Annotated in this window: 27 protein-coding genes and 1 pseudogene; 11 read left to right on the forward strand and 17 right to left on the reverse strand. The window is 69.5% G+C overall.

Annotated features, from left to right (window positions below):
• Nucleotides 1-334: 334 nt before the first annotated feature.
• Together ACFVKT_RS30025 and ACFVKT_RS30030 are read right to left on the reverse strand one after the other, a co-directional pair.
• Nucleotides 335-652 (reverse strand): annotated as a pseudogene (locus tag ACFVKT_RS30025) (DNA-3-methyladenine glycosylase); the annotation flags it as partial.
• A 46-nt stretch (nucleotides 653-698) separates the two neighbouring features.
• On the reverse strand, nucleotides 699-1,310 hold the full coding sequence (locus ACFVKT_RS30030; protein WP_385737349.1) for a DNA-3-methyladenine glycosylase: 612 nt from the start codon (nucleotides 1,308-1,310) through the stop codon (nucleotides 699-701).
• 246 nt (nucleotides 1,311-1,556) lie between these two features.
• Here ACFVKT_RS30030 and ACFVKT_RS30035 point away from each other — a divergent pair, with 246 nt between their 5' ends.
• The 3 genes from ACFVKT_RS30035 to ACFVKT_RS30045 all read left to right on the forward strand — a co-directional run bounded on the left by ACFVKT_RS30035 (nucleotide 1,557) and on the right by ACFVKT_RS30045 (nucleotide 3,571).
• Nucleotides 1,557-2,339, forward strand: coding sequence for a sporulation protein (locus tag ACFVKT_RS30035; RefSeq protein ID WP_384393312.1), 783 nt, complete (start codon nucleotides 1,557-1,559; stop codon nucleotides 2,337-2,339).
• Nucleotides 2,340-2,380: 41 nt separating this feature from the next.
• The gene (locus ACFVKT_RS30040) at nucleotides 2,381-2,920 is read left to right on the forward strand and encodes a YbhB/YbcL family Raf kinase inhibitor-like protein (protein ID WP_385737351.1); all 540 of its coding nucleotides are present in this window, start codon (nucleotides 2,381-2,383) and stop codon (nucleotides 2,918-2,920) included.
• Nucleotides 2,921-3,064: 144 nt separating this feature from the next.
• Nucleotides 3,065-3,571, forward strand: coding sequence for an HNH endonuclease (locus tag ACFVKT_RS30045; RefSeq protein WP_266825462.1), 507 nt, complete (start codon nucleotides 3,065-3,067; stop codon nucleotides 3,569-3,571).
• 67 nt (nucleotides 3,572-3,638) lie between these two features.
• Here the strand turns inward: ACFVKT_RS30045 and ACFVKT_RS30050 are convergent, their stop codons facing one another.
• The 3 genes from ACFVKT_RS30050 to ACFVKT_RS30060 all read right to left on the reverse strand — a co-directional run bounded on the left by ACFVKT_RS30050 (nucleotide 3,639) and on the right by ACFVKT_RS30060 (nucleotide 6,035).
• Nucleotides 3,639-4,586 (reverse strand): SPFH domain-containing protein, encoded by a 948-nt coding sequence (locus tag ACFVKT_RS30050; RefSeq protein ID WP_385737353.1) that lies wholly within the window; start codon nucleotides 4,584-4,586, stop codon nucleotides 3,639-3,641.
• Nucleotides 4,587-4,716: 130 nt separating this feature from the next.
• Nucleotides 4,717-5,151, reverse strand: a complete 435-nt coding sequence (locus ACFVKT_RS30055) for an NfeD family protein (protein ID WP_385737355.1) — start codon at nucleotides 5,149-5,151, stop codon at nucleotides 4,717-4,719.
• 92 nt (nucleotides 5,152-5,243) lie between these two features.
• Nucleotides 5,244-6,035, reverse strand: a complete 792-nt coding sequence (locus ACFVKT_RS30060; RefSeq protein ID WP_362086294.1) for an ABC transporter ATP-binding protein — start codon at nucleotides 6,033-6,035, stop codon at nucleotides 5,244-5,246.
• Between the two features lie 121 nt (nucleotides 6,036-6,156).
• Here ACFVKT_RS30060 and ACFVKT_RS30065 point away from each other — a divergent pair, with 121 nt between their 5' ends.
• Nucleotides 6,157-6,945 (forward strand): hypothetical protein, encoded by a 789-nt coding sequence (locus ACFVKT_RS30065; protein ID WP_385737357.1) that lies wholly within the window; start codon nucleotides 6,157-6,159, stop codon nucleotides 6,943-6,945.
• A gap of 207 nt (nucleotides 6,946-7,152) precedes the next feature.
• Here ACFVKT_RS30065 and ACFVKT_RS30070 read toward each other — a convergent pair whose 3' ends face one another.
• From ACFVKT_RS30070 to ACFVKT_RS30085, 4 genes are all read right to left on the reverse strand, one after another.
• The gene (locus ACFVKT_RS30070) at nucleotides 7,153-7,392 is read right to left on the reverse strand and encodes a chaplin (protein ID WP_385737358.1); all 240 of its coding nucleotides are present in this window, start codon (nucleotides 7,390-7,392) and stop codon (nucleotides 7,153-7,155) included.
• A gap of 197 nt (nucleotides 7,393-7,589) precedes the next feature.
• On the reverse strand, nucleotides 7,590-7,838 hold the full coding sequence (gene chpE, locus ACFVKT_RS30075; RefSeq protein ID WP_385737360.1) for a chaplin ChpE: 249 nt from the start codon (nucleotides 7,836-7,838) through the stop codon (nucleotides 7,590-7,592).
• 144 nt (nucleotides 7,839-7,982) lie between these two features.
• Nucleotides 7,983-8,624 carry a response regulator gene (locus ACFVKT_RS30080; RefSeq protein ID WP_385737362.1) on the reverse strand — a complete coding sequence of 214 codons (642 nt, stop codon included), beginning with the start codon at nucleotides 8,622-8,624 and terminating at the stop codon, nucleotides 7,983-7,985.
• Nucleotides 8,617-9,762: a GAF domain-containing sensor histidine kinase gene (locus tag ACFVKT_RS30085; RefSeq protein ID WP_385737364.1), complete on the reverse strand. Its 1,146-nt coding sequence runs from the start codon at nucleotides 9,760-9,762 to the stop codon at nucleotides 8,617-8,619. The genes ACFVKT_RS30080 and ACFVKT_RS30085 overlap by 8 nt, the downstream gene beginning before the upstream one ends.
• A 189-nt stretch (nucleotides 9,763-9,951) precedes the next feature.
• Between ACFVKT_RS30085 and ACFVKT_RS30090 the strand changes: the two genes are divergently transcribed.
• From ACFVKT_RS30090 to ACFVKT_RS30100, 3 genes are all read left to right on the forward strand, one after another.
• Complete coding sequence (locus tag ACFVKT_RS30090) at nucleotides 9,952-10,647, forward strand: SDR family NAD(P)-dependent oxidoreductase (RefSeq protein ID WP_385737366.1); 696 nt, start codon at nucleotides 9,952-9,954, stop codon at nucleotides 10,645-10,647.
• The gene (locus ACFVKT_RS30095) at nucleotides 10,644-11,720 is read left to right on the forward strand and encodes an S-adenosylmethionine:tRNA ribosyltransferase-isomerase (RefSeq protein ID WP_385737368.1); all 1,077 of its coding nucleotides are present in this window, start codon (nucleotides 10,644-10,646) and stop codon (nucleotides 11,718-11,720) included. The genes ACFVKT_RS30090 and ACFVKT_RS30095 overlap by 4 nt, the downstream gene beginning before the upstream one ends.
• A gap of 299 nt (nucleotides 11,721-12,019) precedes the next feature.
• The gene (locus ACFVKT_RS30100; RefSeq protein ID WP_385737370.1) at nucleotides 12,020-12,775 is read left to right on the forward strand and encodes a transglycosylase SLT domain-containing protein; all 756 of its coding nucleotides are present in this window, start codon (nucleotides 12,020-12,022) and stop codon (nucleotides 12,773-12,775) included.
• Between the two features lie 84 nt (nucleotides 12,776-12,859).
• On the opposite strand, the gene ACFVKT_RS30105 is transcribed toward ACFVKT_RS30100, so the two are convergent.
• Nucleotides 12,860-15,346 (reverse strand): FHA domain-containing protein, encoded by a 2,487-nt coding sequence (locus ACFVKT_RS30105; RefSeq protein ID WP_385737372.1) that lies wholly within the window; start codon nucleotides 15,344-15,346, stop codon nucleotides 12,860-12,862.
• Nucleotides 15,347-15,583: 237 nt separating this feature from the next.
• On the opposite strand from ACFVKT_RS30105, the gene ACFVKT_RS30110 reads away from it, so the two are divergent.
• Both ACFVKT_RS30110 and serB read left to right on the forward strand, forming a co-directional pair.
• Nucleotides 15,584-17,380, forward strand: a complete 1,797-nt coding sequence (locus ACFVKT_RS30110) for a streptophobe family protein (protein WP_385737374.1) — start codon at nucleotides 15,584-15,586, stop codon at nucleotides 17,378-17,380.
• Between the two features lie 140 nt (nucleotides 17,381-17,520).
• Entirely contained in the window at nucleotides 17,521-18,732 is a 1,212-nt protein-coding gene (gene serB, locus ACFVKT_RS30115; RefSeq protein ID WP_385737375.1) for a phosphoserine phosphatase SerB, read from the forward strand.
• Between the two features lie 132 nt (nucleotides 18,733-18,864).
• Here serB and ACFVKT_RS30120 read toward each other — a convergent pair whose 3' ends face one another.
• From ACFVKT_RS30120 to ACFVKT_RS30135, 4 genes are all read right to left on the reverse strand, one after another.
• Nucleotides 18,865-19,383, reverse strand: a complete 519-nt coding sequence (locus tag ACFVKT_RS30120) for a SixA phosphatase family protein (RefSeq protein ID WP_385737377.1) — start codon at nucleotides 19,381-19,383, stop codon at nucleotides 18,865-18,867.
• A 172-nt stretch (nucleotides 19,384-19,555) separates the two neighbouring features.
• A complete protein-coding gene (locus ACFVKT_RS30125) occupies nucleotides 19,556-19,771 on the reverse strand; it encodes a hypothetical protein (RefSeq protein ID WP_385737379.1) in 216 nt (71 codons plus the stop codon).
• Between the two features lie 203 nt (nucleotides 19,772-19,974).
• Nucleotides 19,975-20,091 carry an SGM_5486 family transporter-associated protein gene (locus ACFVKT_RS30130; protein ID WP_384385033.1) on the reverse strand — a complete coding sequence of 39 codons (117 nt, stop codon included), beginning with the start codon at nucleotides 20,089-20,091 and terminating at the stop codon, nucleotides 19,975-19,977.
• A 131-nt stretch (nucleotides 20,092-20,222) separates the two neighbouring features.
• Complete coding sequence (locus ACFVKT_RS30135) at nucleotides 20,223-21,566, reverse strand: CynX/NimT family MFS transporter (RefSeq protein ID WP_385737381.1); 1,344 nt, start codon at nucleotides 21,564-21,566, stop codon at nucleotides 20,223-20,225.
• Between the two features lie 88 nt (nucleotides 21,567-21,654).
• On the opposite strand from ACFVKT_RS30135, the gene ACFVKT_RS30140 reads away from it, so the two are divergent.
• On the forward strand, nucleotides 21,655-22,335 hold the full coding sequence (locus ACFVKT_RS30140; RefSeq protein WP_385737382.1) for a FadR/GntR family transcriptional regulator: 681 nt from the start codon (nucleotides 21,655-21,657) through the stop codon (nucleotides 22,333-22,335).
• A 10-nt stretch (nucleotides 22,336-22,345) separates the two neighbouring features.
• Here ACFVKT_RS30140 and ACFVKT_RS30145 read toward each other — a convergent pair whose 3' ends face one another.
• The 3 genes from ACFVKT_RS30145 to fabG all read right to left on the reverse strand — a co-directional run bounded on the left by ACFVKT_RS30145 (nucleotide 22,346) and on the right by fabG (nucleotide 24,334).
• The gene (locus ACFVKT_RS30145; protein ID WP_385737384.1) at nucleotides 22,346-22,690 is read right to left on the reverse strand and encodes a hypothetical protein; all 345 of its coding nucleotides are present in this window, start codon (nucleotides 22,688-22,690) and stop codon (nucleotides 22,346-22,348) included.
• A gap of 151 nt (nucleotides 22,691-22,841) precedes the next feature.
• Entirely contained in the window at nucleotides 22,842-23,609 is a 768-nt protein-coding gene (fabI, locus tag ACFVKT_RS30150) for an enoyl-ACP reductase FabI (protein WP_385737386.1), read from the reverse strand.
• 5 nt (nucleotides 23,610-23,614) lie between these two features.
• Nucleotides 23,615-24,334 carry a 3-oxoacyl-[acyl-carrier-protein] reductase gene (fabG, locus tag ACFVKT_RS30155; RefSeq protein ID WP_385737388.1) on the reverse strand — a complete coding sequence of 240 codons (720 nt, stop codon included), beginning with the start codon at nucleotides 24,332-24,334 and terminating at the stop codon, nucleotides 23,615-23,617.
• A gap of 253 nt (nucleotides 24,335-24,587) precedes the next feature.
• Between fabG and ACFVKT_RS30160 the strand changes: the two genes are divergently transcribed.
• On the forward strand, nucleotides 24,588-26,150 hold the full coding sequence (locus ACFVKT_RS30160) for a TldD/PmbA family protein (protein ID WP_385737390.1): 1,563 nt from the start codon (nucleotides 24,588-24,590) through the stop codon (nucleotides 26,148-26,150).
• Nucleotides 26,151-26,191: the final 41 nt, after the last annotated feature.

Raw genomic sequence — 26,191 nt, forward strand, 5'->3', positions numbered from 1 at the left:
GAGAGACTCTCTCAGGCTTTCCTCCGGGCGTTTCCCTTCGGTCTTGCGATTCCGACTCTATCAGATCCTTTCGGGCCTGATTCCCAGTCAGCGGGATTTGCCTAAAGCCATTCGATGCTTTCGCTTCGCGGCTTTTCGACATTCACTACGTTAGCCGACTCCCTCCGCAACTCATAATCGAGTTCCGCGAGTTCGAATTACGGCATGCAGGCACGCCGAATTGGACCCCGTCGAGGGGAGTCGTAGGTAGTGGGTTGGCCGCTCTCGGCTGCTGGCTGAACGCCGTAACCGGTTCAAGCGGCTCGGGCTACACTACGTACCCCCCAGGGGCGAGTCAAGTTCGGGGGCGCCTGGGGCCATGGGCCCGATAGGGGCTCGCCGTCGGGTCGTTGGCGATCCAAAGCGCCATGGGCGAACGCTCCCGTCACCGGCCACGCCCCTGCGGGCACCGCTGCGTACCTGGTCGGAGTGGATAGGAGCGCCCGTGAGAAGGGGCAGCGGGTCGCCCTCGGGGCACAGGGTCGGTGCCGTCGAGGCTGCGGGCCACGTCGAGGGCCGTGGCCAGGCGGGTGGCCCCTTTGGCCAGTTCCTTGTCATTTCGGGCCGAGAGTCGACGTTTGCGAGTGAGTTCGGCGCCCTCGGTGACCTCGCCGCCTGCGCCGTGAGGGACAGCAGGCAGCCAAGGGGGCATCCCCCACTCATGCTCCGGCAGACGGCTTGGCTCTCGGGCTCAGTCGGTACGCCGAGACCGTTGGATCACCGGCGAGGTAGAAGCGGTGCTGCCAGTCATGAGCTTTGCTCACGCCTACCCGGGGACCGGCCCGGATGAGTGCGGCGGGTACCGGCTCGCCCCCGGACAGCGCGACCGAAGCGCCTGTCAGCAGGTCTGTGCCGTTGTGCTCTGCGGTGATGCCGAGCGCTTGGCAGAGGTTCCCCGGACCCCGCGCGAGACGTGGACCCTCGACCTTGTTCCCTCGGCGCTCGCGGGCCAGGTCTTCCCCTTCGATGACCCTGCCTGCCCGGATGAGGACGGCTGTGGCGACGCCGTCTGCCCCGGTGACGACGTTGGCGCACCAGTGGAGTCCGTGAGACCGGTAGACGTACAGGTGTCCCGCACGTCCGAACATGACGGCGTTTCGGGGTGTCCTGCCTCGGTACGCGTGGGAGGCGGGGTCGTCCGAACCGGAGTACGCCTCGGTCTCCGTGATCGCGATGCTCACGGTTCCCTCGGGCGTCTCGTGGGTGAGGATGGCACCGAGCAGCTTGGGGGCGACCTCTTCAGCGGGGTGAGCAAGATCCATGACTTTCATGCCCACCACCCTGACGTGCCGTAGGTGAAGTAGACGTACACCTGTGGCGTACGGTCAGGGGCCGTGATCATGGCATCCGAGCGTAGTCCAGACGGGTGCGTGTCGGCGGGGTGGTCAGGGGGCGTCTCCCTTGGAAGGGTGAGGGCGCGGAACCGGCGACGGTCGGATTGCGTTTGTACGGATCAAGGAATCCGGACAGACGGCAGACACAGAACAGAATCAGGCGTTGCCTGGGGAGGAAGTGACATGGGGTTCAAGCGGCTGCTTGCGAGCCTGGGGGCCGGCGGGGCTTCGGTCGAGACGGTGCTGACCGAGATCAACACGGTTCCGGGCGGCGTCGTCCAGGGGGAGGTGCGGATCCAGGGCGGGTCCGTGAACCAGGCGATCGAGGGCCTGTCGGTCGGTCTGCAGGCCAAGGTCGAGGTCGAGGGCCAGGACCAGGAGTACAAGCAGGACGTCGAGTTCACCAAGCTGCGGCTCGGTGGGGCCTTCGAGCTGCAGGCCAATGGTGTGCACGCGGTTCCGTTCGGCCTCGAGATCCCGTGGGAGACGCCGATCACGACGATCGACGGTCAGCCGCTGCGGGGGATGAACATCGGGGTGACGACGGAGCTGCAGATCGCGCGCGCCATCGACTCCAGCGACCTGGACCCGATCAGCGTGCACCCGCTGCCGGCGCAGCAGGCGCTTCTGAACGCGTTCATCCAGCTGGGCTTCCGTTTCAAGAACGCGGACCTGGAGCGCGGTCACATTCGGGGTACGCGGCAGAAGCTGCCCTTCTACCAGGAGATCGAGTTCTTCCCGCCGTCGCAGTACCGCGGGCTGAACCAGGTGGAGCTGAGCTTCGTCGCGGACGACCGCGAGATGGACGTCATCCTGGAGATGGACAAGAAGCCGGGCCTCTTCAGTGAGGGCAGCGACTCGTTCCGTTCCTTCCAGGTAGGGCTGCACGACTATCAGGGCACGGACTGGGCCGCGTACCTGAACCAGTGGCTGTCGGAGGTCGGCAGCAAGCGCAGCTGGTTCTAGGCTCGGCCGGGAACCGTCACCACCGATCAGGAGGTACCGAGGTGACCGAGCTCAAGCGGCCGCCGCTCCCCCACGACTTCCATCCGCCCGTGCCGTCCTTCACGGTCGCGAGCGATGATGTCGAGCAGGGTGCGACGCTCAAGGACGCTCAGGTCTATGCGGCGGGGAACACCTCGCCGCAGCTGCGCTGGGAGGGCTTCCCGCCGGAGACCAAGAGCTTCGCCGTGACCTGTTACGACCCGGACGCCCCTACGGGCAGCGGGTTCTGGCATTGGTCCGTCTTCGACATTCCGGCCTCGGTCACCGAGCTGCCGACGGGTGCGGGCACCGGCAAGTTCGAAGGGCTGCCCGAGAGCGCTGTCCAGGTGCGCAACGACTACGGGTCCAGGGACTTCGGTGGCGCCGCACCGCCGCCCGGGGACCCGGCGCACCGGTACGTCTTCACGGTGTACGCCGTCGATCAGGAGAAGCTCGGTCCCGACGCGGATGCGTCGCCCGCGGTGGTGGGCTTCAATCTGCGGTTCCACACCCTGGCACGAGCCCAGCTGATCGCCGAGTACGCGGCAGGTGCTGACAGCTGAGGGTTCACGGAACGTTTGCCCGCCTCTGGTCTTGGAAGTGATCAGAGGCGGGCATTTTTATTGCGTTGTCCATCCCGGCGCGCCCGGCCAGAGTTGATCCAAGCCCGCCGGGGAGTGGGCTTGTGCGCAGAGGAGGTGGGCTGGATGCGGGACACGCTGGTGCTGAATGCGAGCTTTGAGCCACTGTCGACGGTGACGTTGAACCGAGCCGTCGTCCTGGTGCTGCAGGACAAGGCTGTCGTGGAGCAGGCCCACCCCGAACTGCGTATGCGCGGAGCCGCGCTCGACATACCCGTGCCGCGGGTGATCAGGCTCTGCCGCTATGTCCGGGTGCCGTTCCGAAGACAAGCCCCGTGGTCGAGGCGCGGTGTGCTGATCCGCGACCGGCACAGGTGCGCGTACTGCGGCAGGCGGGCGACGACCGTGGACCACGTGGTGCCGAGGGCGCAGGGCGGTCAGGACTCCTGGCTGAACACGGTTGCCTCGTGCGCGGAGGACAATCACCGCAAGGCGGCCCGTACGCCGGACCAGGCGGGTATGCCGCTGCTGCGGCAGCCGTTCGAGCCGACGCCTGCGGACGCGATGCTGCTGGCGCTCGGCCGGGACGACTTCGACGCGCTGCCGCAGTGGCTGGTGCAGCCGGCCGCGTAGTTGGTCGTACGTGACTGGGGCCCGCCTTCTCCGGAAGGCGGGCCCCAGTCACGTATACGCGTGCTCGTCAGTCGGTGACGGACGGCTTCTCGCGGCGCTCGGTGCCTCCGCCGCCCGAATTGCCGCCGGAATTGCCGCCCATCGGGCCGAAGTTGCCCATGGCGCCGCTGAGTCCCTTGAGGGCGTCGCCGATCTCGCTCGGCACGATCCAGAGCTTGTTGGCGTCGCCCTCGGCGATCTTCGGGAGCATCTGGAGGTACTGGTAGGCGAGGAGCTTCTGGTCGGCGTCTCCGGCGTGGATGGACTCGAAGACCGTACGGATGGCCTGGGCCTCGCCCTCGGCGCGCAGGGCGGCGGCCTTGGCCTCACCTTCGGCGCGCAGGATCGCGGACTGCTTCTCACCTTCGGCGGTGAGGATCGCGGACTGCCGGATACCTTCGGCGGTGAGGATCGCGGCGCGCTTGTCGCGGTCCGCGCGCATCTGCTTCTCCATCGAGTCCTGGATGGAGGTCGGCGGCTCGATCGCCTTGAGCTCGACGCGGTTGACGCGGATGCCCCACTTGCCGGTTGCCTCGTCGAGGACGCCGCGCAGGGCCGCGTTGATCTCCTCGCGGGAGGTGAGGGTCCGCTCCAGGTCCATGCCACCGATGATGTTGCGCAGGGTGGTGACGGTGAGCTGCTCGATCGCCTGGATGTAACTGGCGACCTCGTACGTCGCGGCGCGGGCGTCGGTCACCTGGTAGTAGATGACGGTGTCGATGTTGACGACCAGGTTGTCCTGGGTGATCACCGGCTGCGGCGGGAACGGTACGACCTGTTCACGCAGGTCGATGCGGTTGCGGATGGAGTCGATGAACGGGACGACGATGTTCAGTCCGGCGTTCAGCGTGCGCGTGTAGCGGCCGAAGCGCTCGACGATGGCTGCGCTTGCCTGTGGGATCACCTGGATGGTCTTGATCAGGGCGATGAAGACCAACACCACCAGAATGATCAGGACGATGATGATCGGTTCCATCGTTGCTCCCCGTACCCTTCTCCGCTCGGTAATTCCTGAAGATCTTATGGTTGTTGAAGATCTTGCTGGACGAGTGTGACAGACAGTTGTCTGTGCTGTGGGGCGTTCGGTTCACTTGCGTCGTGCGAGGTCACATGACGATCGCCGTGGCGCCCTCGATATCGACGACGTCCACCTCCTGGCCCACCTCGTAGGCCACTCCGGAGTCGAGGGAGCGGGCCGACCAGATCTCCCCGGCGAGCTTGATCCGGCCGCCGCCCGAGCCGTCGACCCGCTCGAGGACCACCGCCTGCTTGCCCTTCAACGCCTCGATCCCTGTGGCGAGTTGGGGCTGCTGTGCGCGGTGCCGGGCCGCGATGGGGCGTACGACGGCGAGCAGCGCGACCGATACGGCGACGAAGACGACGACTTGGAGTACGACACCGCCTCCGAGGCCGGCCGTGACGGAGCCGGCGACGGCGCCCACCGCGAACATCCCGAACTCGGGCATCGCGGTCACGACGAGCGGAATGCCGAGCCCGGCGGCGGCGATCAGCCACCACACCCATGCGTTGATGTCGTCCACATGGTCATGGTAGGTCCGCGGGTCCTGTCGCGGACAGGGCGCCGATCAGGTTGGAACAGGCTTCTTACCGGGGGCTTTTGGGGTTTGCGCGGTCAGGACATGGGCAGGCCCTGCGCGGTCCAGCGCTCGCCGACCTGCTCGACGACGAGCGGGAGGCCGAAGCAGAGGGAGAGGTTGCGCGAGGTGAGTTCGAGCTCCAGGGGGCCCGCGGCGAGCACCTTGCCCTGACGGATCATCAGGACGTGGGTGAAGCCGGGGGCGATCTCCTCGACATGGTGGGTGACCATGATCATGGAGGGGGCGATCGGGTCGCGGGCGAGGCGGCCGAGGCGGCGTACGAGGTCCTCGCGGCCGCCGAGGTCGAGGCCCGCGGCGGGCTCGTCCAGGAGCAGCAGCTCGGGGTCGGTCATCAGGGCGCGGGCGATGAGGGTGCGCTTGCGCTCGCCCTCGGAGAGCGTGCCGAACCTGCGGTCCAGGTAGTCGCTCATGCCGAGGCGGTCGAGGAAGGCGCGGGCGCGCTGCTCGTCGATGTCCTCGTAGTCCTCGTGCCAGCCGGCGGTCATGCCGTACGCGGCCGTGAGCACGGTCTGCAGGACGGTCTGGCGCTTGGGGAGCTTCTCGGCCATGGCGATACCGGCCACGCCGATGCGCGGGCGCAGCTCGAAGACGTCGACCTTGCCGAGGGTCTCGCCGAGGATGGTGGCGGTGCCCTGGCTGGGGAAGAGGTAGCTGGAGGCGAGGTTCAGGAGGGTCGTTTTTCCGGCGCCGTTCGGGCCGAGGATGACCCAGCGCTCGCCTTCCTTGACCGACCAGGAGACCTGGTCCACCAGAGCCCGGCCCTCGCGGACCACGGATACGTCCTCCAGCTCCAGTACATCGCTCATGAGCGCGTTGTCTCCCATTGCAGTCTCGGCCGTCGCTTACGTCTGTGGACGCAGCCCCCAGGCAAAACCTACGCCACCGGTCGGCCGCTCCATTCCATCGGCCGGTCCTTAGGGTGGAGGCATGCTCTCGGAACCACGCTCAGGACGACTGGCCGCATGGGGAAACGCCCTTTTGGCCGGACTTGTTTCGCCGGATGACGCGGTCCTCGCCATCGTCGGGGAGGACGCGGTGCACCGGGTCGAGGGGCTGCCGGGCGAGGTGGGGCCCGTCGGTCTCACGCTCGCTCTCGGCCGGCTGCGCGCGCTCGGGGCGACCGGGCTGCGGGTCGCGCTGCCCGCGCCGGGGCACCCGCTCGGGCTCAGCGGACCGCCGGACTTCAACGCGCGCGCCCTCGACGCCGAGGAGGCCGTCGTCTGCCACGGGGTGGCGCTCGGGCTGGTCCCCGAGGTGTACGAGGCCGGGCCCGACGGCGATGTGCACGTCGAGGTCGTCTGGCACTGCCTCCCCGTACGGGAGGCGCCGCCGGCCGATGTGCCGTCCCTCGGGGAGGCCGAGCGGGAGCTGGCGGAGGCGTTGCGTGACGCCACGGAGTTGTTGTCGCGGCTGGATGTGGCGGGGTCGGGGCCGGTTGCCGAGGCGGCGATCGAGGCGTACCGGGCTCGGGCGGAGCGGGGGCGGGAGGTGCTGGCTCCGGGGTATCCACCGCGTGCGGTAAGGGTGTTGGAGCTTGCCCAGCGGGTGGGGCTGCTGATTTCCGTCGCGCAGGAGAACGGGCATGGCGGGGCGGTGAGTGCGTCGGAGATGGCGGCTCGGGCGGAAGCGTTGCGGCCGGTGGAGCGGACGGGGCGACGGGCGCAGGTGGCTGCGTACAACGCGTTTGTGGAGGAGCGGGAGCGGGGGGTTCGCTGAGCGGGGATGCCGTGAGCGCCGGTTTCCCGTTGCCCCACGTCGGGGCTGAGGTCGGGGTAGGTCGCGCGGCCCGGCGCTTACGGGGTGCCGCTGTGCCCACCCGTGCCGCCCCTGGCGGCACGCATGCCCACAGCTGGGGCAGCCACCAAAGAGAAGAGCCCCGCGTGCCGTTTTCGGGCGCGGGGCTTTTCTTGATTGGGGCGGACGTCAGTCGTTCACGCCCGTGTTGCCGAACGCCGGGTTCAGCAGGCCGATCAGGTTGGCCGTGTTGCCGACGACGTTGACGGGGACGTGGATGGGGAGCTGGACGGCGTTGCCCGAGCCGACGCCCGGGGACTTCACGGCCGCGGCCTCGGCACCCGCGTCGGCGACAGCGGCACCGGCGGAGGCACCAGCGGCGATACCGGCGACGGTGAGGGCCACGGCGGCCTTCTTGGCGATGTTCATGAGAAGCGTTCCTCCTGCGTTTGCGGATCCGACCCGGCCGCGGGTCGTACGCTGAGCAACGCCTGGAACACCCCTTATGGCACGGGGGACTTCACTGAACGGCCCATTCGGTCCATTGGGCCGACGAGCGGACAACCTGACCGGCCTCCCGGGGGGCACCCGGGAGGCCGGTGGTCATGATCTGTCCGGTACGGACCTCAGTGGTTGACGCCGAGGTTGCCGAAGGCCGGGTTGAGAACGCCGATGACGTTCACGCTGTTGCCTACCGCGTTCACGGGGATGTGGATCGGGGCCTGGATGGCGTTGCCCGAGATGACGCCCGGCGAGCCCACGGCCTTGCCGTCCGCGTGCGAGCCACCGTCCGTGGCGGAGGCGAAACCGGCACCGGCGGCAACGAGGCCACCCGCCACCATCGTGACAGCTGCGGCCTTCTTCAGGTTCTTCACTTCTAAGCCCTCCTAGCGATCACTGCGGCAAGTCCCGCAGCACGCAATGGAGAACGCCCGAGATCCACAGGGGTTGCGCCATCCGGGGGACATACACACGACGGTATGAATCTCAGCCCGGAACGGAACCCTCCGAATTGCCGGTCACCCGGCCGCGCCGTTGCGTACGGCCCACAGCGCGGCCTGGGTGCGGTCGGCGAGGTCGAGTTTCATCAGGATGTTCGAGACGTGTGTCTTGACGGTCTTCTCGGAGAGGACGAGCGCGCGGGCGATCTCGCGGTTGGAGCGGCCGTCCGCGATCAGGCCGAGCACCTCACGCTCCCGCTCGGTCAGCGAACCTCCTCTTCCCTGGCCCGAGTTGACCTCCTCCTGGGACAGCAGGACACCCGCCACCTCGGGCTGGAGCAGGATGTGGCCCGCGTGCACGGAGCGGATGGCGCCGGCGAGCGCGTCGGGGTCGACGTCCTTGTACACATACCCGGCGGCGCCCGCGCGCAGGGCCGGGACGACCGTGCGCTTCTCGGTGAAGCTGGTGACGATCAACACGCGCGCGGGGTTGGTGAGTTCGCGGAGCTTGCGCAGCGCGTCGATGCCGTCCATGCCCGGCATCCTGACGTCCATGAGGACGACGTCGGGCTTCAACTCCTCGGCGCGGGCGACTCCTTCGGCGCCGTCGGACGCCTCTCCCACCACCTCGATGTCGTCCTGGATCTCCAGGAAGGTGCGCAGGCCCCGGCGGACCACTTGGTGGTCGTCGACGAGCAGCACCTTGATCGCGTCAGCCACCAGGAACCTCCATCTCGATCGTGGTGCCCTTGCCGGGCGCCGATTTCACGGTGAGCGTGCCGCCGACCCCGCTCGACCGGTCCCGCATGGACACCAGGCCCAGGTGGCGTCCGGCACTGCGTATGGCGGCCGGCTCGAAGCCGCTGCCGTCGTCGGTGACGCGCAGGACGGCGCCCTGTCCGTCCCGCTCGAGGGTGACGTCCACCTGTGCCGCGCCGGAGTGGCGCAGCGCGTTGTGCAGGGCTTCCTGGGCGACGCGCAGCACGGCCTCCTCCTGGGAGGCGGGCAGTGCTCGTACACCGCAGCTGCTGAAGGTCACGTGCGCAGAGTGGGCACGGTCCAGGACCTGGATGTGCGTGCGCAGGGTGTCGACCAGTCCGTCCTCGTCCAGGGCGGCCGGGCGCAGCTCGACGACGGCGGCGCGCAGTTCGTCGGCCGCCTCCGCGGCGAGCGCGGCCACCTGCTGAAGTTCGCCCTTGGCCCGCGCGGGGTCGCGGTCGACGAGGGCCGCCGCGGCCTGTGCGGTGAGACGCAGGGAGAAGAGCTTCTGGCTGACGGCGTCGTGGAGTTCGTGGGCGAGCCGGGAGCGCTCCTCGGCGATGGTGAGTTCGCGGCTGCGCTCGTAGAGGCGGGCGTTCGTCAGGGCGATCGCCGCATGCTGGGCGAGGATCGTGAGGAGTTCTTCGTCGTCCTCTGTGAAGCCGCAACTGCCTTGAGGCTTCGGGCAGTTCTTGTTCGCGAGGAACAGGGCGCCGATGACCTCGTCCCCGTCGCGGATCGGCAGCCCGAGGAAGTCGGACATGTCGGGGTGGGCGCCGGGCCAGCCCTCGAAGCGCGGGTCCTTGCGGACATCGGCGAGGCGCTCGGGGCGGGCCTCCTGGAGCATCGCGGCGAGGATGCCGTGCTGGCGCGGGAGCGGGCCGATGGCCCTCCACTGGGCGTCGCTGATGCCGTCGACGACGAACTGGGCGAAGCCTCCGTGGTCGTCCGGGACACCGAGCGCCGCGTACTGGGCGTCCAGCAGTTCGCGGGCCGAGGCGACGATCGTCTTGAGGACGTCACGCACCTCGAGGTGCCTGCTCATGGCCAGCAGCGCGGAACTCACCGCGTACAGACCGGACCGGGGGCCTTGGCTCATGACCACAACGTACCCGCGGGGTGTGACAACCCGTATCCGACCTGTGGCCGCCGAGGCCTGGTCCTGTGGGCCTAGGGCAAAGGGCCCCTGATCTTCGCGACCCCTGTACGACGCGGCCGGGGCGGTCCGGTTCCTACGTTGAGGTCACCGCCGAAGGAAGGCGGTCGAGGACGAGGGGACGTGTGTGACATGCCGGTAGCGATCATCACGGGGGCTTCGAAGGGGCTGGGGCGGGCGCTCGGCGCGGCCCTGGCCGAACGCGGCTGGGATCTGGTGCTGGACGCCAGGACGGCGGGGGTGCTGGAGGAGACGGCGGTGGCGCTGTCCGCGTACGGGACGCGGGTGGAGGCGCTGCCCGGGGATGTCACGGATGCCGGACACCGCGCCGATCTGGTGGCGGCCGCCCGAAAGCTCGGGGGCGTCGACCTCCTGGTGAACAACGCGAGCGCGCTGGGCGCCGAACCGCTCGTACGTCTGGAGGGGCTGCCCCTGGACGGCCTGCGGCTGGCTCTGGAGGTCAACGTGGTCGCCGCGCTGGGCCTGATCCAGGAGGCGCTGCCGCTGCTGCGGGCCGCGCGGGCGGGCTCGGTCATCGACATCAGCTCGGACGCGGCCTCCGAGGCGTACGAGACGTGGGGCGGGTACGGGGCGTCGAAGGCCGCGCTCGACCATCTGTCGGCTGTGCTCGCCGAGGAGGAGCCCGGGCTGCGGGTCTGGGCGGTCGACCCCGGCGACATGGGCACGGACCTTTACGCGGCGGCCGTACCGGACGACGAGGATCCACGGCCGGCGCCGGCCAGTGTGGTTCCGGCCTTTCTGCGGCTCCTTGACCAGCGGCCGGTCAGTGGTCGTTACGGTGCGCCCGCTCTGCTGGAGACGCGATGACGACCACGACGGAGGTTCTCTCGGCACGGGTGCCGGCCGAGCAGCGGGGGCCGGGGCTGGACCGGGACGCGGTGCGGCTGCTCGTCTCGCGGGGCACCGAGGTCTCGCACCACGAGTTCGTGGACCTGCCGGGGCAGCTGCGGGCCGGAGACCTGCTTGTCGTCAACACCTCCGCGACGCTGGCCGCGGCCGTCGACGGGAGCATCGGGCACGCGCGCGTGGTGGTGCATTTCTCCACGCGCGGTGATGACGGACGGTGGGCCGTCGAGCTGCGGGATCCTGACGGAAGGGGCACCACGCGTGCGCGTGCGGGCGGGCCGGCAGGAACGGAGGTGCGCCTCCCGGGGGGCGTACGCCTCGTACTGGAGGAGCCGCTGACAGCGCGCAGTGCGCGGCTGTGGTGGGGGCGGGTGTCCGACGCGGACGTCCTCGGGCTGCTGCGGCGGCACGGGCGGCCTATTCGCTACTCCTATACGGAGAGGGACCAGCCGCTGTCCGTCTACCAGACGGTGTTCGCCCTGCCGTCCGGTGACGGCGCGGGCAGCGCGGAGATGCCGAGTGCCGCACGGCCCTTCACCCCGCGTCTGGTGGCGGAGCTGGTGAGCCGGGGCGTGCAGTTCGCGCCGATCACGCTGCACACCGGGGTCGCGTCGGCCGAGGCGCACGAGCCGCCGTATCCGGAGAGATACGAGGTGCCGCCGGCGTCCGCCCGGCTGATCAACGCGGCGAAGGCGGGGGACGGCCGGGTCGTCGCGGTCGGTACGACGGCCGTACGCGCCGTCGAGTCGGCGGCGGACGCCGAGGGGGTGGTCCGGGCGCGGAAGGGCTGGACGGACCTCGTGGTGACCCCGGAGCGGGGCGTGCGGGTCGTCGACGGGCTGCTGACGGGGCTGCACGAGCCGGAGGCCTCCCATCTGCTGATGCTGGAGGCGATCGCGGGGAGGGCTGCCGTGGACCGCAGCTACGACGCCGCGCTGAGCGGGCTCTACCTCTGGCACGAGTTCGGGGACGTGCACCTCATCCTTCCGGACGAGAACCCTCACTCAGGGCATTGCTCCAGCAACTGCTGGTGAGACCGGCGGGTGGCCGGTGTGACCCCGCGCATAGGGCGCACATCACGTACGAAGGGGCATAGGAGATAAAGGGGACCTACGTGAGCGGGACAGGCGTGACAGTCTGTCCCGTTTTGCCCTTCCACGGTCCACTATCGGGCTTCGTACGTCACACCTTTGCCACAGGTTTTTGCGGCCGCTAAGAATGGCCTCCGTCGCTCAGCGCCGCGGGTTCCGCCCCGCGGCGTTTGTTCCGGAAACACTCTGTCCCCACCCGGACCGGGAGCGACCTCCGCGCTATTCGAAGAGGTCCATCAGTCATGCCCAAGAACACCACCACTCCTGGTCATAGTCCCAAGCTGACCAAGGCCCACAAGCTGTCGATCGCCGGTGTCGCGACCCTGGGTGCCGCCGCCCTCGCGTTCTCGCTGGTGCCGGGCAACGCCGGGACCACCACGAGCGACGCCGCCGTCTCCTCGGCCAAGGTCGCCTACAGCGACCAGCAGATCAAGGACGTGAAGGCCAGCGTCACCGACCAGCTGGCCGGCACCGACCTGAAGACGCAGGACATCGCCGCGAAGACGAAGGCGGCCGCCGACGCCGTCAAGAAGAAGGCCGCAGACGCCGCGGCCAAGAAGAAGGCTGCCGCCGACGCCGCCGCCAAGAAGAAGGCCGCGGACGCACGCACGAAGGAGCAGGCCGCGAGCCGCTCCGCCGCGCGCCCGCAGATCGAGACCGTCGCCGTGAAGACGTACGCCAACAACCTCGACGGCTGGATCCGCCAGTCCCTCGACATCATGGCGAAGAACGGCATACCCGGTACGTACAACGGTCTGTACCGCAACATCATGCGGGAGTCGACGGGCAACCCGAACGCCATCAACGGCTGGGACGTCAACGCCCAGAACGGCACCCCGTCGATCGGTCTGCTGCAGGTCATCAAGCCGACCTTCGACGCCTACCACGTCGCCGGAACGGCCTGGAGCCAGTACGACCCGGTCGCCAACATCACGGCCGCCGCCAACTACGCGGCCGACAAGTACGGCTCGATCGACAACGTCAACAGCGCGTACTGAGCAGTCCGGGCGCGGAGCTCCGACCGGTACGCCGAAGGGCGGCACCCCTCGCCGGGGTGCCGCCCTTCCGTCGTGCCCGCACGCTTACTTGCGCATGACCTCGGGCTCGTGGCGGCGCAGGAAGCGGGCCACGAGGAAGCCGCAGACCGCGGCGAGCGCGATGAGGGCGACCATGTCGAGGGTCCACGCGGTCATGGTGTGGTCCCACAGCGGGTCCGTGCTGGTCGGGTCGTCCTTGTTCGGGCTGAGCACATTGAAGTCCAGCGTGGCGCCCGCCGCGGCCACCGCCCAGCGCGAGGGCATCAGGTACGAGAACTGGTTGACGCCGATCGCGCCGTTCAGGGCGAACAGGCAGCCCGTGAACACGACCTGGACGATCGCGAACATGACGAGCAGCGGCATGGTCTTCTCGGCCGTCTTCACCAGCGAGGAGATGACCAGGCCGAACATCATCGAGGCGAAGCCCAGCGCCATGATCGGGATGGTCAGTTCCAGCTTCGTCATGCTGCCGAGGAACAGACCCTCCTTCGGGACCTCACGGGTGGCGAAGCCGATGGCTCCGACCAGACCGCCCTGAAGGATGGTGATCACCCCGAGCACGATCACCTTGGACATCAGGTACGCCGAGCGGGACAGGCCCGTCGCGCGCTCCCGCTCGTAGATCACCCGTTCCTTGATGAGCTCTCGGACGGAGTTGGCCGCGCCGGCGAAGCACGCGCCGACCGCGAGGATCAGCAGGACCGTCTGGGCGGTGGCGTTGCCCTGGTTCACGCCGGACTTGTTGAAGCGGGGCAGCAGGTCGTCGCCCTGGTCGATGAGGATGCTGACCGAGCCGAGGACCAGCGGCAGGATCACCGTGAGCGCCAGGAAGCCCTTGTCGGACGCGATCACCGATACATAACGTCTGATCAGCGTGGAGAGCTGGGACAGCCAGCCCTGCGGCTTCGGCGGCCGCATCGCCTGCGGCGGCGGCATGTGCACCGACTGCGCGGCGACGGCGTCGATGTCCGCGGCGTACATCTGGTAGTGCTGCGAGCCCTTCCAGCGGCCCGCCCAGTCGTAGTCGCGGTAGTTCTCGAAGGAGGAGAAGACGTCGGCCCAGGTCTCGTAGCCGAAGAAGTTGAGGGCCTCCTCGGGCGGACCGAAGTAGGCGACCGCGCCGCCCGGCGCCATCACCAGGAGCTTGTCGCAGATGGCGAGTTCGGCCACGGAGTGCGTGACGACGAGGACCGTACGGCCGTCGTCGGCGAGGCCGCGCAGGAGCTGCATGACGTCGCGGTCCATGCCCGGGTCGAGGCCGGAGGTCGGCTCGTCCAGGAAGATCAGCGACGGCTTGGTGAGCAGTTCCAGGGCCACCGAGACACGCTTGCGCTGGCCACCGGAGAGGGAGGTGACCTTCTTCTCCTTGTGGATGTCCAGCTTCAGCTCGCGCAGCACCTCGTCTATACGGGCGTTGCGCTCCTGCCCCGTGGTGTCGGCGGGGAAGCGGAGCTTGGCCGCGTACTTGAGGGCCTTCTTGACGGTCAGTTCCTTGTGCAGGATGTCGTCCTGCGGGACCAGACCGATGCGCTGGCGCAGCTCGGCGAACTGCTTGTACAGGTTTCGGTTGTCGTAGAGGACATCGCCCTCGTTGGCGGGGCGGTAGCCCGTGAGCGCCTTCAGGAGCGTCGACTTGCCGGAGCCCGAGGGGCCGATGACCGCGACGAGCGACTTCTCCGGTACGCCGAAGGAGACGTCCTTCAGGATCTGCTTGCCGCCGTCGACCGTCACCGTCAGGTGGCGGGCCGAGAAGGAGACCTCACCGGTGTCGACGAACTCCTCGAGGCGGTCGCCGACGAGGCGGAACGTCGAGTGGCCGACGCCGACGATGTCGTTCGGGCCGAGCAGCGCCGTGCCGCCCTTGGCGATCGGCATACCGTTGACGTACGTGCCGTTGTGCGAGCCGAGGTCGCGGATCTCGAAGCGGCCGTCGGGCGTCGCGTGGAACTCGGCGTGGTTGCGCGAGACCTGGAGGTCCGAGACGACCAGCTCGTTCTCCAGGGCACGGCCGATACGCATCACGCGGCCGAGCGAGAACTGGTGGAACGTGGTCGGGCTGCGGTCGCCGTAGACCGGTGGCGCCCCCGCGCCGCCACCGCCCTGCTGCGGCGGGATGTTCGCGGCCTGTTGCGGCCGCTGCCAGCTCTGCTCCGGTGCCTGTTGCTGCGGCGGCTGCGCCCACCCGGGGTTCGCGCCCTGCGCGGCGAACGGCTGCTGGCGCGGCTGCGCGACGGCGGCCGCGGCGCCGGACAGGTTCAGCCGCGGCCCGTCGGTCGCGTTGCCGAGGTGCACGGCCGAGCCGGGGCCGATCTCCATCTGGTGGATCCGCTGGCCCTGCACGAACGTGCCGTTGGTGCTGCCGTGGTCCTCGATGACCCAGCTGCGGCCGTCCCAGCTGATCGTGCCGTGCCGCCAGGACACCCTGGCGTCGTCGAGCACGATGTCCCCCTGCGGATCACGTCCGAGGGTGTATGGCCTGGACGCGTCGAGCGTCCAGGTCCTTCCATTCAATTCCAGTACGAGTTCTGGCACTCCATGCCCCACTGAGTTGTCCCCCGAAGTTGCCCCATCACAGGGAGTTTAGGGATGTCGAACATCCTGGGGAACTATTTCAGTTGGAGCCCCCTGACCGAAAGTCGGGCCTTGTGAAGGGTGAGTACGGGCGGGTTGCCCGTTTCCGTTGACGGGGTTGAAACCGGCCCGGAGAGTGGTAATCCCACGCGAGGGGGACATGCGCGGTGGCTCGCCGCGGCGCGGATCGGGGGGCTGATGAGGAACATCGAGAGCACTGAGCACGGCAGGGGGGTGCCGTGGGGAGACGTGCTGCTGTCAGCGGTCGCCGCTGTGAGCTGGGCACTGATCGGCATGGCGGGCACGGCCGCGCTGGGTCTGCATCTGCTCGGCGCGGACGCGGCGGGCTCTCTGGGGCCGATGACCGCGGCGGTTGTGGCACTCGGGGCGGGTGGTTCGGTCACGCCGTCCGGTGATGTGTCGGCCTTCGGCCTGAAAGGAGCGGAGGCCACCACGGCCATACAGATCACGCCACTCGGGGTGGGCCTCGTGGGCGCGCTCCTGCTGTCGTGGTTCTTCTTACGGTCCTTGCGCGGAGCGGGAGTTGTGATCGCGCCGTCCGAACTCCTCGCGCGCACGGGCTCGGTGATCGTCCTCTTCGTGGCAATGCTGGGCGGGCTCGCCTGGGCCGGCCACGACATCATCACCATCGACGGCAGCGAACTCGGTCTCGACCAGGTGCCGGGCGCCGACGGCCTCGGCGGCATCACGGACCAACTCCCCGGCGGGCTCGGGGACATCGGGGACATCGGCGGGCTCCTTCCCGACCAGATCGGCGACCTCGTGGACGCACAGGCTGCCGTGGGATTCACCGTCGACACCGTGCCGACACTGCTCGGCGGCGCCGCCTGGGCCGCCGGGATCCTGGTGATCGCACTGCTCGCCTCCCGTCGTACGCCGCTGCCGCGCGGCTGGGACGCCGTGCACCGGGTGGTGCGACCGGCCGTGTCCGCGCTGGTCACGGTGTTGCTGGTGGCGGTCCTCGCGGGGTTCGCGGCGGCTGCCTACGCGGCGATCGGCGACGACAACCCCAAGCGCATCACGGGCGCGGCCCTGCTCGGCGCACCCAACGGCGTCTGGCTCGGTATCCCCGTCGGTCTCCTCGTGCCCGTGGACGGCCAGGCCACGGGCGAACTCGCCAAGCTGCTGCCGGACCCCGTGGACGAGCTGCTCAGCATCAGCTCCGACCAGCCGGTCACGCTGAGCCGACTCGCCGAACTCGACGGTCGCGTCTGGCTGTTGGGGGTCGCGGCCGCCATGACGATGCTGTTCGCCGGGGTGCTGGCCGCCGCGCGTACGCCATTTGTACGGGCCCGGGATGCCGCCCTCGCCGGAGGAGCGGGTGGGACAGACGTACGGGGACAGGGTGCTCTCGGCTTCGCGGGGCGCTGCGCTCTTCGGCTCGGGATCGTGACGGCACTGGCACTGCCGCTGCTGGGGTGGCTGACGGAGGTGTCCGTGGACGCCTCGCTGTCGGTGCTCGGCTTCGACGCGTTCGGCGCGGGGATCGAGTTGCAGGGGCAACCGGGCATGGCGCTGCTCCTCGGCGCCCTGTGGGGTGCGGGCGCGGGAGCGGCGGGGGCGCTGCTGGCGTACGCGAGCGGGGCCGCGGGACACCGGGCGGCGCCGCTGGCACGGGCCGGCGTCACCGCTCCGGCTGCTCAGGAGTCCGCGGAGCTCCCCGCGCAGTCGGGCCCGTACAGCCCGAGTACGCCGCACCGGGCGCCGAACCCCGACACCAATCCGTATCTGCGCCTGCCCGACGAACTGCGGGAGCCCGAGGACAGCCGGCCCGACGACCACCGGCCCGAGGACAACCGGCCTGCCGAGCGGGCGCGGCCGCCCGATGTCTACGGCGCACCGACGGTGATCGGGCCGTACACACCGCCACCCGCGCCGTCGAAGCGGCGGTCACAGTCGCGGAGTACGCCTCCTCCGCCGCCCCCGCCCGAGGAGGGGCCGCCGCCACCTGGGAGCTCACGGCGCCGGGACTGACTGCACAGTGGACTCGACCGCTGTGGGCTGATCGCCGCCGGGACATGCCCGCGCCACGAACCGGACACCCAGTGTTTCCCGTCCGCAGAGCGGACCTCGGGGGCGGAAGGCACAGGGTGCCCGATACGGTGGATACCACCATGAGCGCATCGCAGACCTCTGACGTCCCCACTCTTCTCGTCAAGATCTTCGGCAAGGACCGGCCGGGCATCACAGCCGGGCTCTTCGACACCCTCGCCGCCTACTCCGTCGACGTGGTCGACATCGAGCAGGTCGTCACCCGTGGCCGGATGGTGCTGTGCGCACTCGTGACCGAGCCGCCGGGCGGGCTCGAAGGTGATCTGCGGTCGACCGTCCACAGCTGGGCGGAGTCGGTGAAGATGCAGGCGGAGATCATCTCCGGGCTCGGTGACAACCGGCCGCGCGGACTGGGGCGCTCGCTCGTCACCGTGCTCGGGCACCCCCTCACGGCCGAGTCGACGGCCGCGATCGCCGCGCGGATCACGAAGGCCGGCGGCAACATCGACCGGATCTTCCGGCTTGCCAAGTACCCCGTGACAGCGGTCGAGTTCGCCGTGTCCGGTACGGAGACCGAGGCGCTGCGCACCGCGCTGGCACCCGAGGCCGCCGGGCTCGGCGTCGATGTCGCGGTGGTCGCGGCCGGGCTGCACCGCAGGGCCCAGCGGCTGATCGTCATGGATGTGGACTCGACGCTCATCCAGGACGAGGTGATCGAGCTCTTCGCCGCGCACGCCGGGTGCGAGAAGGAGGTCGCCGAGGTGACGGCGGCCGCGATGCGCGGCGAGCTGGACTTCGAGCAGTCGCTGCACGCGCGCGTGGCGCTCCTGAAGGGGCTGGACGCCTCGGTGGTGAGCAAGGTGCGCGAGGAGGTGCGGCTGACGCCGGGCGCGCGCACGCTGATCCGCACCCTGAAGCGGCTCGGCTACCAAGTCGGCGTCGTCTCCGGCGGGTTCACCCAGGTCACCGATGATCTCAAGGAGCGGCTCGGGCTGGACTTCGCGCAGGCCAACACCCTGGAGATCGCCGACGGGAAGCTGACCGGCAGGGTCACCGGCGAGATCGTGGACCGCGCGGGCAAAGCGCGGCTGCTGCGCCGGTTCGCCGCCGAGGCGGGTGTGCCGCTCGCCCAGACGGTGGCGATCGGCGACGGCGCCAATGACCTCGACATGCTCAACGCGGCCGGCCTCGGCGTCGCGTTCAACGCCAAGCCGGTCGTGCGCGAGGCCGCGCACACCGCGGTGAACTTCCCCTTCCTGGACACCGTTCTGTATCTGCTGGGTGTCACACGCGAAGAGGTCGAGGCGGCGGACATGCACCGGGACGACCACTGATCCCAAGACCTGCTGAGCTGCTGAGCTGCTGAGCTGCTGAGCTGCTGAGCTGCTGAGGTCAGGCTGCTCGTGACGGGGGCCCGGCACCGTGATGGTGCCGGGCCCCTCTGTCCGTCTCTTGGCCGGGTCCGGTCAGTCGCTCGGCGCCCAGTAGTCGATCAGCGTGGCCACTCCGGGCTCCAGGGACTTCCAGGAGCCGTCGAAGGAGAGCACCGCGAAGGCGGCGGCGGGGAATCCTCTGTCGTTCATCCGGGTACGGGTGTCGCCCTCGGCCTGTCCGGCCAGGATGTCGGCGAGGCCCTGCACTCCTGGGTTGTGGCCGATCAGGACCACGTCCTGCGCGTCTTCGGGGGTTTCGTTCAGTACGGCGATCAGCTCGCCCGGCGAGGCTTCGTAGAGCCGCTCCTCATAGACCGTTTTCGGCCGGTGCGGGAGCTCATGGACGGCGAGCTTCCAGGTCTCGCGGGTCCGGGCCGAGGTGGAGCAGAGGGCCAGATCGAAGGGGATGCCGGTGTCGGCCAGCTTGCGTCCGGCGACGGCTGCGTCCTTGCGGCCCCGGTCGGCGAGCGGCCGCTCGTGGTCGGACACCTGTGGCCAGTCGGCTTTCGCATGCCGGAAGAGGACAATCCTGCGGGGTTCTGCGACGCTCATGTGTCCCAGCTTCGCATGAAACACGCCATGGGGCGCAGGGAGTTGACTCGCTACCCCAGGAGGGGTGACCGGGGCTCCTGGGGCGAAGGCGCGGGGCGGTTGACGACGCCTGGGGCAGGGCGGTTACGGGCTTGGTGGCGGGGCGCGTCCAGGCTGCTGGTGGCCCGGCAGATCACGGTGCTTGGTTCAGCACCGTCTGCTGGACGCGCTCGAAGACATCCGTGATCGCGGGGCTGCCGCCCGCCGCGTGCGCGTCCGCCGGATTGAGTATCAGGAGCAGCAGGGCGACGAAGGCGAGCATCGGCAGCGCGAGGGCCCACCAGGGCAGCCGGATGTCGATGCGGCCCTTGGTCGCCGGGTGGAGCCGGGGGTGCGTAGGGGCCGACATGCCGCCTCCGTGGTCTTCGAGTGGTCTGTGGCCGCGTCCTCGCGGCCACAGTTCGAAGTTACGGAATCCGGAGCCCTCAACCCATCCGGTGATCCACCCACTTGACCCTGACACTCACCCCCTAGGGGATGGGGGGGCTAGCACCACCACGGACACCGGGCGTGCCCCGCGGAGAGGCGGCCGGACATGTGACGGCGCGGCGGTCAGGGTGAGGCGATCGTCGCGATGATGCCGATGATCACGGTGATGGCGAGGAACGTGCCGAAGATGAGCAGCATCTTCTTCTGGCCGTTCTGGGGGTTCGGATCGAGCACTGGCATACGGCCAGTCTCGCACCCTTCGCCCGCCCCATCGCGGGTGGGGTCACCACCCCACGAACGGGATCGGCACGAACGGGATCGGGCTCTCCTGGGCACATTCGGATCCCTCCAGGGCACATTCGGATCCCTCATCACCAGGTTCGGCGCGCGGCCTCGTCCTCCACCGTGCGGTCACGGCCCGCGAGGATGCCCACCGCGATCTGCGGGATCATCAGCCCGGCCATGAGAGCGAGGGGCAGCCCCCAGCCGCCGCTGTGCTGGTAGAGCACGCCCACGAGGAGCGGTCCGGGAATGGAGATCAGATAGCCGGCGCTCTGTGCGAAGGCCGACAGCTTGGCCACGCCCGCACCGGTCCTGGCCCGCATGCCGACCATCGTGAGGGCCAGCGGGAAGGCGCAGTTGGAGACGCCGAGCAGCAGGGCCCAGGCCCAGGCGCCGCCCGCGGGGGCGAGGTAGAGGCCCGCGTACCCGGCGAGGCCGCAGACGCCGAGCGCGACCACGATGGGCCCCTGGTGGGGCAGGCGGGTGGCAAGGCGCGGTATGACGAAGGCCAGCGGCACGCCCATCACCATCGTGACGGCGAGGAGCAGACCCGCGGTGCCGGCGGAGACTCCCGCGTCGCGGAAGATCTGTGCCATCCATCCCATCGTGATGTAGGCGGCGGTGGCCTGAAGCCCGAAGAACACGGCGAGCGCCCAGGCGGTACGGCTCCGGGTGATCCGCAGCCCATCGGGCACGTCCGTGACCGGGCGGGAAACACCGGCCCTCGAAGACCTCCGCGCACCAGGCACGGAGGTCCCCTGCCGGCCGCTGACGCCGGCCCCCCGTACGCCTGCGAGCGGTATCCACGGCAGTACGGCCACCACCGCCAGCCCCGCCCACACCACGAGCCCGGACCGCCAACTGCCGCCCAGGGCATCGGTCATGGGAACGGTCACCGCCGCCGCGGCCGCCGTACCGAGTGCGAGGGCCATGGAGTACAGGCCGGTCATCGAGCCGACCCGCTCAGGGAACCAGCTCTTCACGATCACCGGCATCAGCACATTGCTGACGGCGATGCCCATGAGCGCGAGTGCGGTGCCGGCCAGGAAACCGGCCGTGTTCCCGGCGTACGGCCGGACCGCCAGGCCTGTCGCGATGGCCACCATGCCCGCGCAGACGACGGCGCCGGGCCCGAAACGGCGGGCGAGCCGCGGTGCCATCACCCCGAAGGCCGCGAAACAGAGCGGCGGCACGGAGGTGAGCAGCCCGGCGACGCTGCCGCTCATGCCGAGTCCGTCGCGCACCTCTTCCAGGAGGGCGCCGAGGCTCGTGATCGCGGGCCGCAGGTTGAGGGCCGTGAGGACGATCGCGACGACCACCAGACGCGTCATCCACGCGCGCGTGGCGGGCGTTTCGCTCTCGGTCTCCGTCCCGGTGCCTGCGGAGCTGCGTATGGGTGTGGCCTGCATCGTCCGGGTCTCCTCGCTCACCATGTCGCCCATCATAGAATCATGGGATGATTGGCTGTCCAATCCCCTTGCGTTAGTCTCCGGAGCCTCCGGCCCCGTTCGAAGGACCGTCATGCCGCTGAGCCACCCTCGCCGTTCGGCACTGTCCGAGCAGGTCATCGCCGAGCTGCGGAACCAGATCACCTCGGGCGAGTGGCCGGTGGGCTCCCGTATCCCGACCGAGCCCGAGCTCGTCGAGCAGCTCGGCGTCGCCCGCAACACGGTCCGCGAGGCCGTCCGCGCGCTCGCGCACAACGGCCTGCTCGACATCCGGCAGGGCTCGGGCACCTATGTGGTGGCGACCAGCGAGCTGGCGGGCGTGATGCACCGCCGCTTCGCGGACGCCGATCCCCGGCACATCGCCGAGCTGCGCGCCACGCTGGAGTCGAGCGCCGCGAAGCTGGCCGCCGAGCGGCGCACCGAGCGCGATCTCAAACAGCTGGACGGCCTGCTCGTACGCCGTGAGGAGGCCTGGGAGTCGGGCGACGCGGAGGCCTTCGTGACCGCCGACGCGACCTTCCATCTGGCGGTGGTGGCGGCCTCCCACAACGATGTCATGACGGCGATGTACGCGGACCTGGGCGAAGTACTGCGCGACTGGCTGCGCGAGGACGTCGGCAAGGAGCTGACGCCGGAGACGTACATGGACCACGCCCGGCTGGTGGACGCGATCCGTACGGGCGACGCGGAGGCGGCCGCCACGGAGGCCGCGAGCTATCCGTTCCTGTGCCGTCCGGGGCGGCTCAACCAGTAGGCCCCTGCGGTCACTTCTGGTGGCTGACCCAGGCCGACCTGATCTCCTTCCAGCACCGGCCGGTCAGCCGTACGGTCTCCGCCGGCCCCGCGCCGACGGGGGCGCCGTCGCTGTCGATGTCCCACCAGCGGTCGCACTCGATGTGCAGGCGTACGCGATCGGTGTCCACGTAGGGGTTGTGGCAGTACGCGACGGCATGCGAGCCGGTGACCGTGGTGCGGCACTCGGCGCCGAACGGCTGTTGCACGGGCGGATTCTCGGAGCCCACGCGCGCGTGGGGCACGGCGTCGGACGGCAGAGCCGTCACGAGAGCGACAGCGGCGAACACCGGGGCGAAACGGCGGGACAGGCGCACAAGGGGACCTCCTCGGCCGTACGGCTGCGGGGCGGTGCGTCCTCCCAGCGTGCGCGGTGTGCCGTCCCGGATGCCCGTCAAATAGGCCTAACGGGTGACGCCCCGCTCCCCGCGGACTGCGGGAAACGGGGCGTCGGCGACGTACGGGAAATCACGCACCGATGGCGTGCAGACCGCCGTCCACGTGGATAATCTCGCCGGTGGTCTTCGGGAACCAGTCGCTCAGCAGCGCGACGATGCCCTTGCCGGCCGGCTCCGGGTCCTTGAGGTCCCACTCCAGCGGGGAGCGGTTGTCCCACACGGAGGCCAGCTCGGTGAAGCCGGGAATGGACTTGGCGGCCATCGAGCCGAGCGGGCCCGCGGAGATGAGGTTGCAGCGGATGTTCTGCTTGCCCAGGTCGCGGGCGAGGTAGCGGCTGGTGGCCTCCAGGGCGGCCTTGGCCGGGCCCATCCAGTCGTACTGCGGCCAGGCGTACTGCGCGTCGAAGGTGAGGCCGACGACGGAGCCGCCGTTCTGCATCAGCGGCAGGCAGGCCGTGGTCAGCGACTTCAGGGAGTACGCCGAGACGTGCATGGCGGTGGCCACGGACTCGAACGGGGTGTTGAGGAAGTTGCCGCCCAGGGCGTCCTGCGGCGCGAAGCCGATGGAGTGCACGACGCCGTCGAGGCTGCCGAGTTCCTCTCCGACGATGTCGGCCAGGCCTGCGAGGTGCTCGTTGTTGGTGACATCGAGCTCGATGACCTTGGTGGGCTTGGGAAGCTTCCTGGCGATGCGCTCGGTCAACGTGGGCCGCGGGAACGCGGTCAGGATGATCTCCGCGCCCTGCTCCTGGGCCAGCTTGGCGGCGTGGAAGGCGATGGAGGACTCCGTCAGCACACCCGTGATCAGGATGCGCTTGCCCTCGAGAATTCCGCTCATGGTGATCAGTGACCCATGCCCAATCCGCCGTCTACGGGAATGACGGCTCCAGTGATGTACGAGGCGTCGTCCGAGGCGAGGAACCGCACCGCGGCGGCGATCTCCTCGGGCTGCGCGTAGCGGCCCAGCGGCACCTGCTTGACGATGCCCGCGCGCTGCTCGTCGGTGAGCACCTTGGTCATGTCGGTGTCGACGAAACCGGGCGCGACGACGTTGAAAGTGATGTTCCGCGAGCCGAGTTCACGGGCGAGCGAGCGAGCGAAGCCGACCAGGCCGGCCTTTGAGGCGGCGTAGTTCGCCTGGCCCGCGGAGCCGAGCAGCCCCACGACCGACGAAATCAGCACCACGCGGCCCTTCTTGGCACGCAGCATGGCTCGGTTGGCCCGCTTCACCACGCGGAAGGCGCCCGTGAGGTTGGTGTCGAGGACAGACGTGAAGTCCTCCTCCGACATGCGCATCAGGAGCTGGTCCTTGGTGACACCCGCGTTGGCGACCAGAACCTCGACCGGACCGTGCTCGGCCTCGATCTCCTTGTAGGCCTGCTCCACCTGCTCGGAGTCGGTGATGTCGCACTTCACCGCGAGGCAGCCGAGATCGGTGAGGGCGGCCGGTGGCTCGCCGGAACGGTATGTGATCGCGACCTTGTCGCCGGCCTCGGCGAACGCGCGGGCGATGGCGAGGCCGATGCCCCGGTTGCCTCCGGTGACGAGAACCGAGCGGCTCAACGAATCACCCTTTCGATAACGGTCCGAAGCCCCTGCACACGTCAGGCGCCTTACTCGAAAACCTATCGGTCCCGTCCCGCTTGCGGAGAATCGGGCACCGACAGTCGCATAGGGGACTCACTGTCGGGTCCCTACAGAAAGCCGCGGCTCGCCCGCCGAAAGCCCGTGCACCGCCCATCGACGGACAACCCGGCCGTCCTAAAGGTGTCGCAAGGCACCGGAAAGACGTGGCCTCCGACCCCGCCCGCACGACATGATCGGACCGACAGGCCACGACAGCAGGGAGACCTCCGTGCCTCATTCCATCGACGAAGCCTTCACGGCACTACCGCTGCGCGCTCTGGCCGACGCCGCGCTCGCGCGGGCCCGAGCCCTTGGCGCCGACCATGCCGACTTCCGGTTCGAGCGGGTGCGCAGCGCGGCCTGGCGGCTGCGGGACGCCAAACCCGCCGGGTCCTCGGACACCACGGACCTCGGGTATGCGGTGCGGGTGGTGCACGGCGGGACCTGGGGATTCGCGTCGGGGGTGGATCTGACGATGGACGCGGCGGCGAAGGTCGCCTCGCAGGCCGTGGCGATGGCGAAGCTCTCCGCCCAGGTGATCAAGGCGGCCGGGTCCGACGAGCGGGTGGAGCTGGCGGACGAGCCGGTGCACGCGGAGAAGACGTGGATCTCGTCGTACGAGATCGATCCCTTCTCCGTGCCGGCCGAGGAGAAGGCCGGGCTACTCGCGGAGTGGAGCGCACGGCTGCTTGCGGCCGACGGCGTCAGCCATGTCGACGCCTCACTGCTGACCGTGCACGAGAACAAGTTCTACGCCGACACCGCCGGGACGGTGACCACGCAGCAGCGCGTACGGCTGCACCCGCAGCTCAACGCCGTCGCCGTCGACGAGTCCAGCGGTGAGTTCGACTCGATGCGGACCATCGCGCCGCCGGTCGGCCGCGGCTGGGAGTACCTGACGGGCACCGGCTGGGACTGGGAGTCCGAGCTGGAGCGGATTCCGGAGCTGCTCGCCGAGAAGATGCGCGCCCCGAGCGTGCAGGCGGGGTTGTACGACCTGGTCGTCGACCCGTCCAACCTGTGGCTGACCATCCATGAGTCCATCGGGCACGCCACCGAACTGGACCGGGCGCTCGGCTACGAAGCCGCGTACGCCGGGACCTCCTTCGCCACCTTCGACCAGCTGGGCAAGCTGAGGTACGGCTCCGAGCTGATGAACGTCACCGGCGACCGGACCGCCGAGCACGGACTCTCGACCATCGGGTACGACGACGAGGGTGTCGCCGGCCAGTCCTGGGACCTGGTGAAGGACGGGACGCTCGTCGGCTATCAGCTCGACCGGCGCATCGCGAAGCTCACCGGCTTCGAGCGCTCCAACGGGTGCGCGTACGCCGACTCCCCCGGCCATGTGCCCGTGCAGCGCATGGCGAACGTGTCGCTCCAGCCGGATCCCGCCGGGCTCTCCACCGAGGACCTGATCGGGAGCGTCGACCGGGGCATCTACGTGGTCGGTGACCGCTCCTGGAGCATCGACATGCAGCGCTACAACTTCCAGTTCACCGGGCAGCGGTTCTTCAGGATCGAGAACGGCCGGATCACGGGCCAGCTGCGCGATGTCGCGTACCAGGCGACGACCACCGACTTCTGGGGCTCGATGGCAGCCGTCGGCGGCCCGCAGACGTATGTCCTGGGCGGTGCCTTCAACTGCGGCAAGGCCCAGCCGGGTCAGGTCGCGGCGGTCTCGCACGGCTGCCCGTCGGCCCTCTTCAAGGGCGTCAACATTCTCAACACCACGCAGGAGGCCGGTCGATGAGTGCCAGCACCGAAGTCGGCTGGGGGTCCGGGGGTTACTCC

The sequence above is a fragment of the Streptomyces sp. NPDC127595 genome, assembly GCF_042671685.1.
GTDB lineage: Bacteria > Actinomycetota > Actinomycetes > Streptomycetales > Streptomycetaceae > Streptomyces.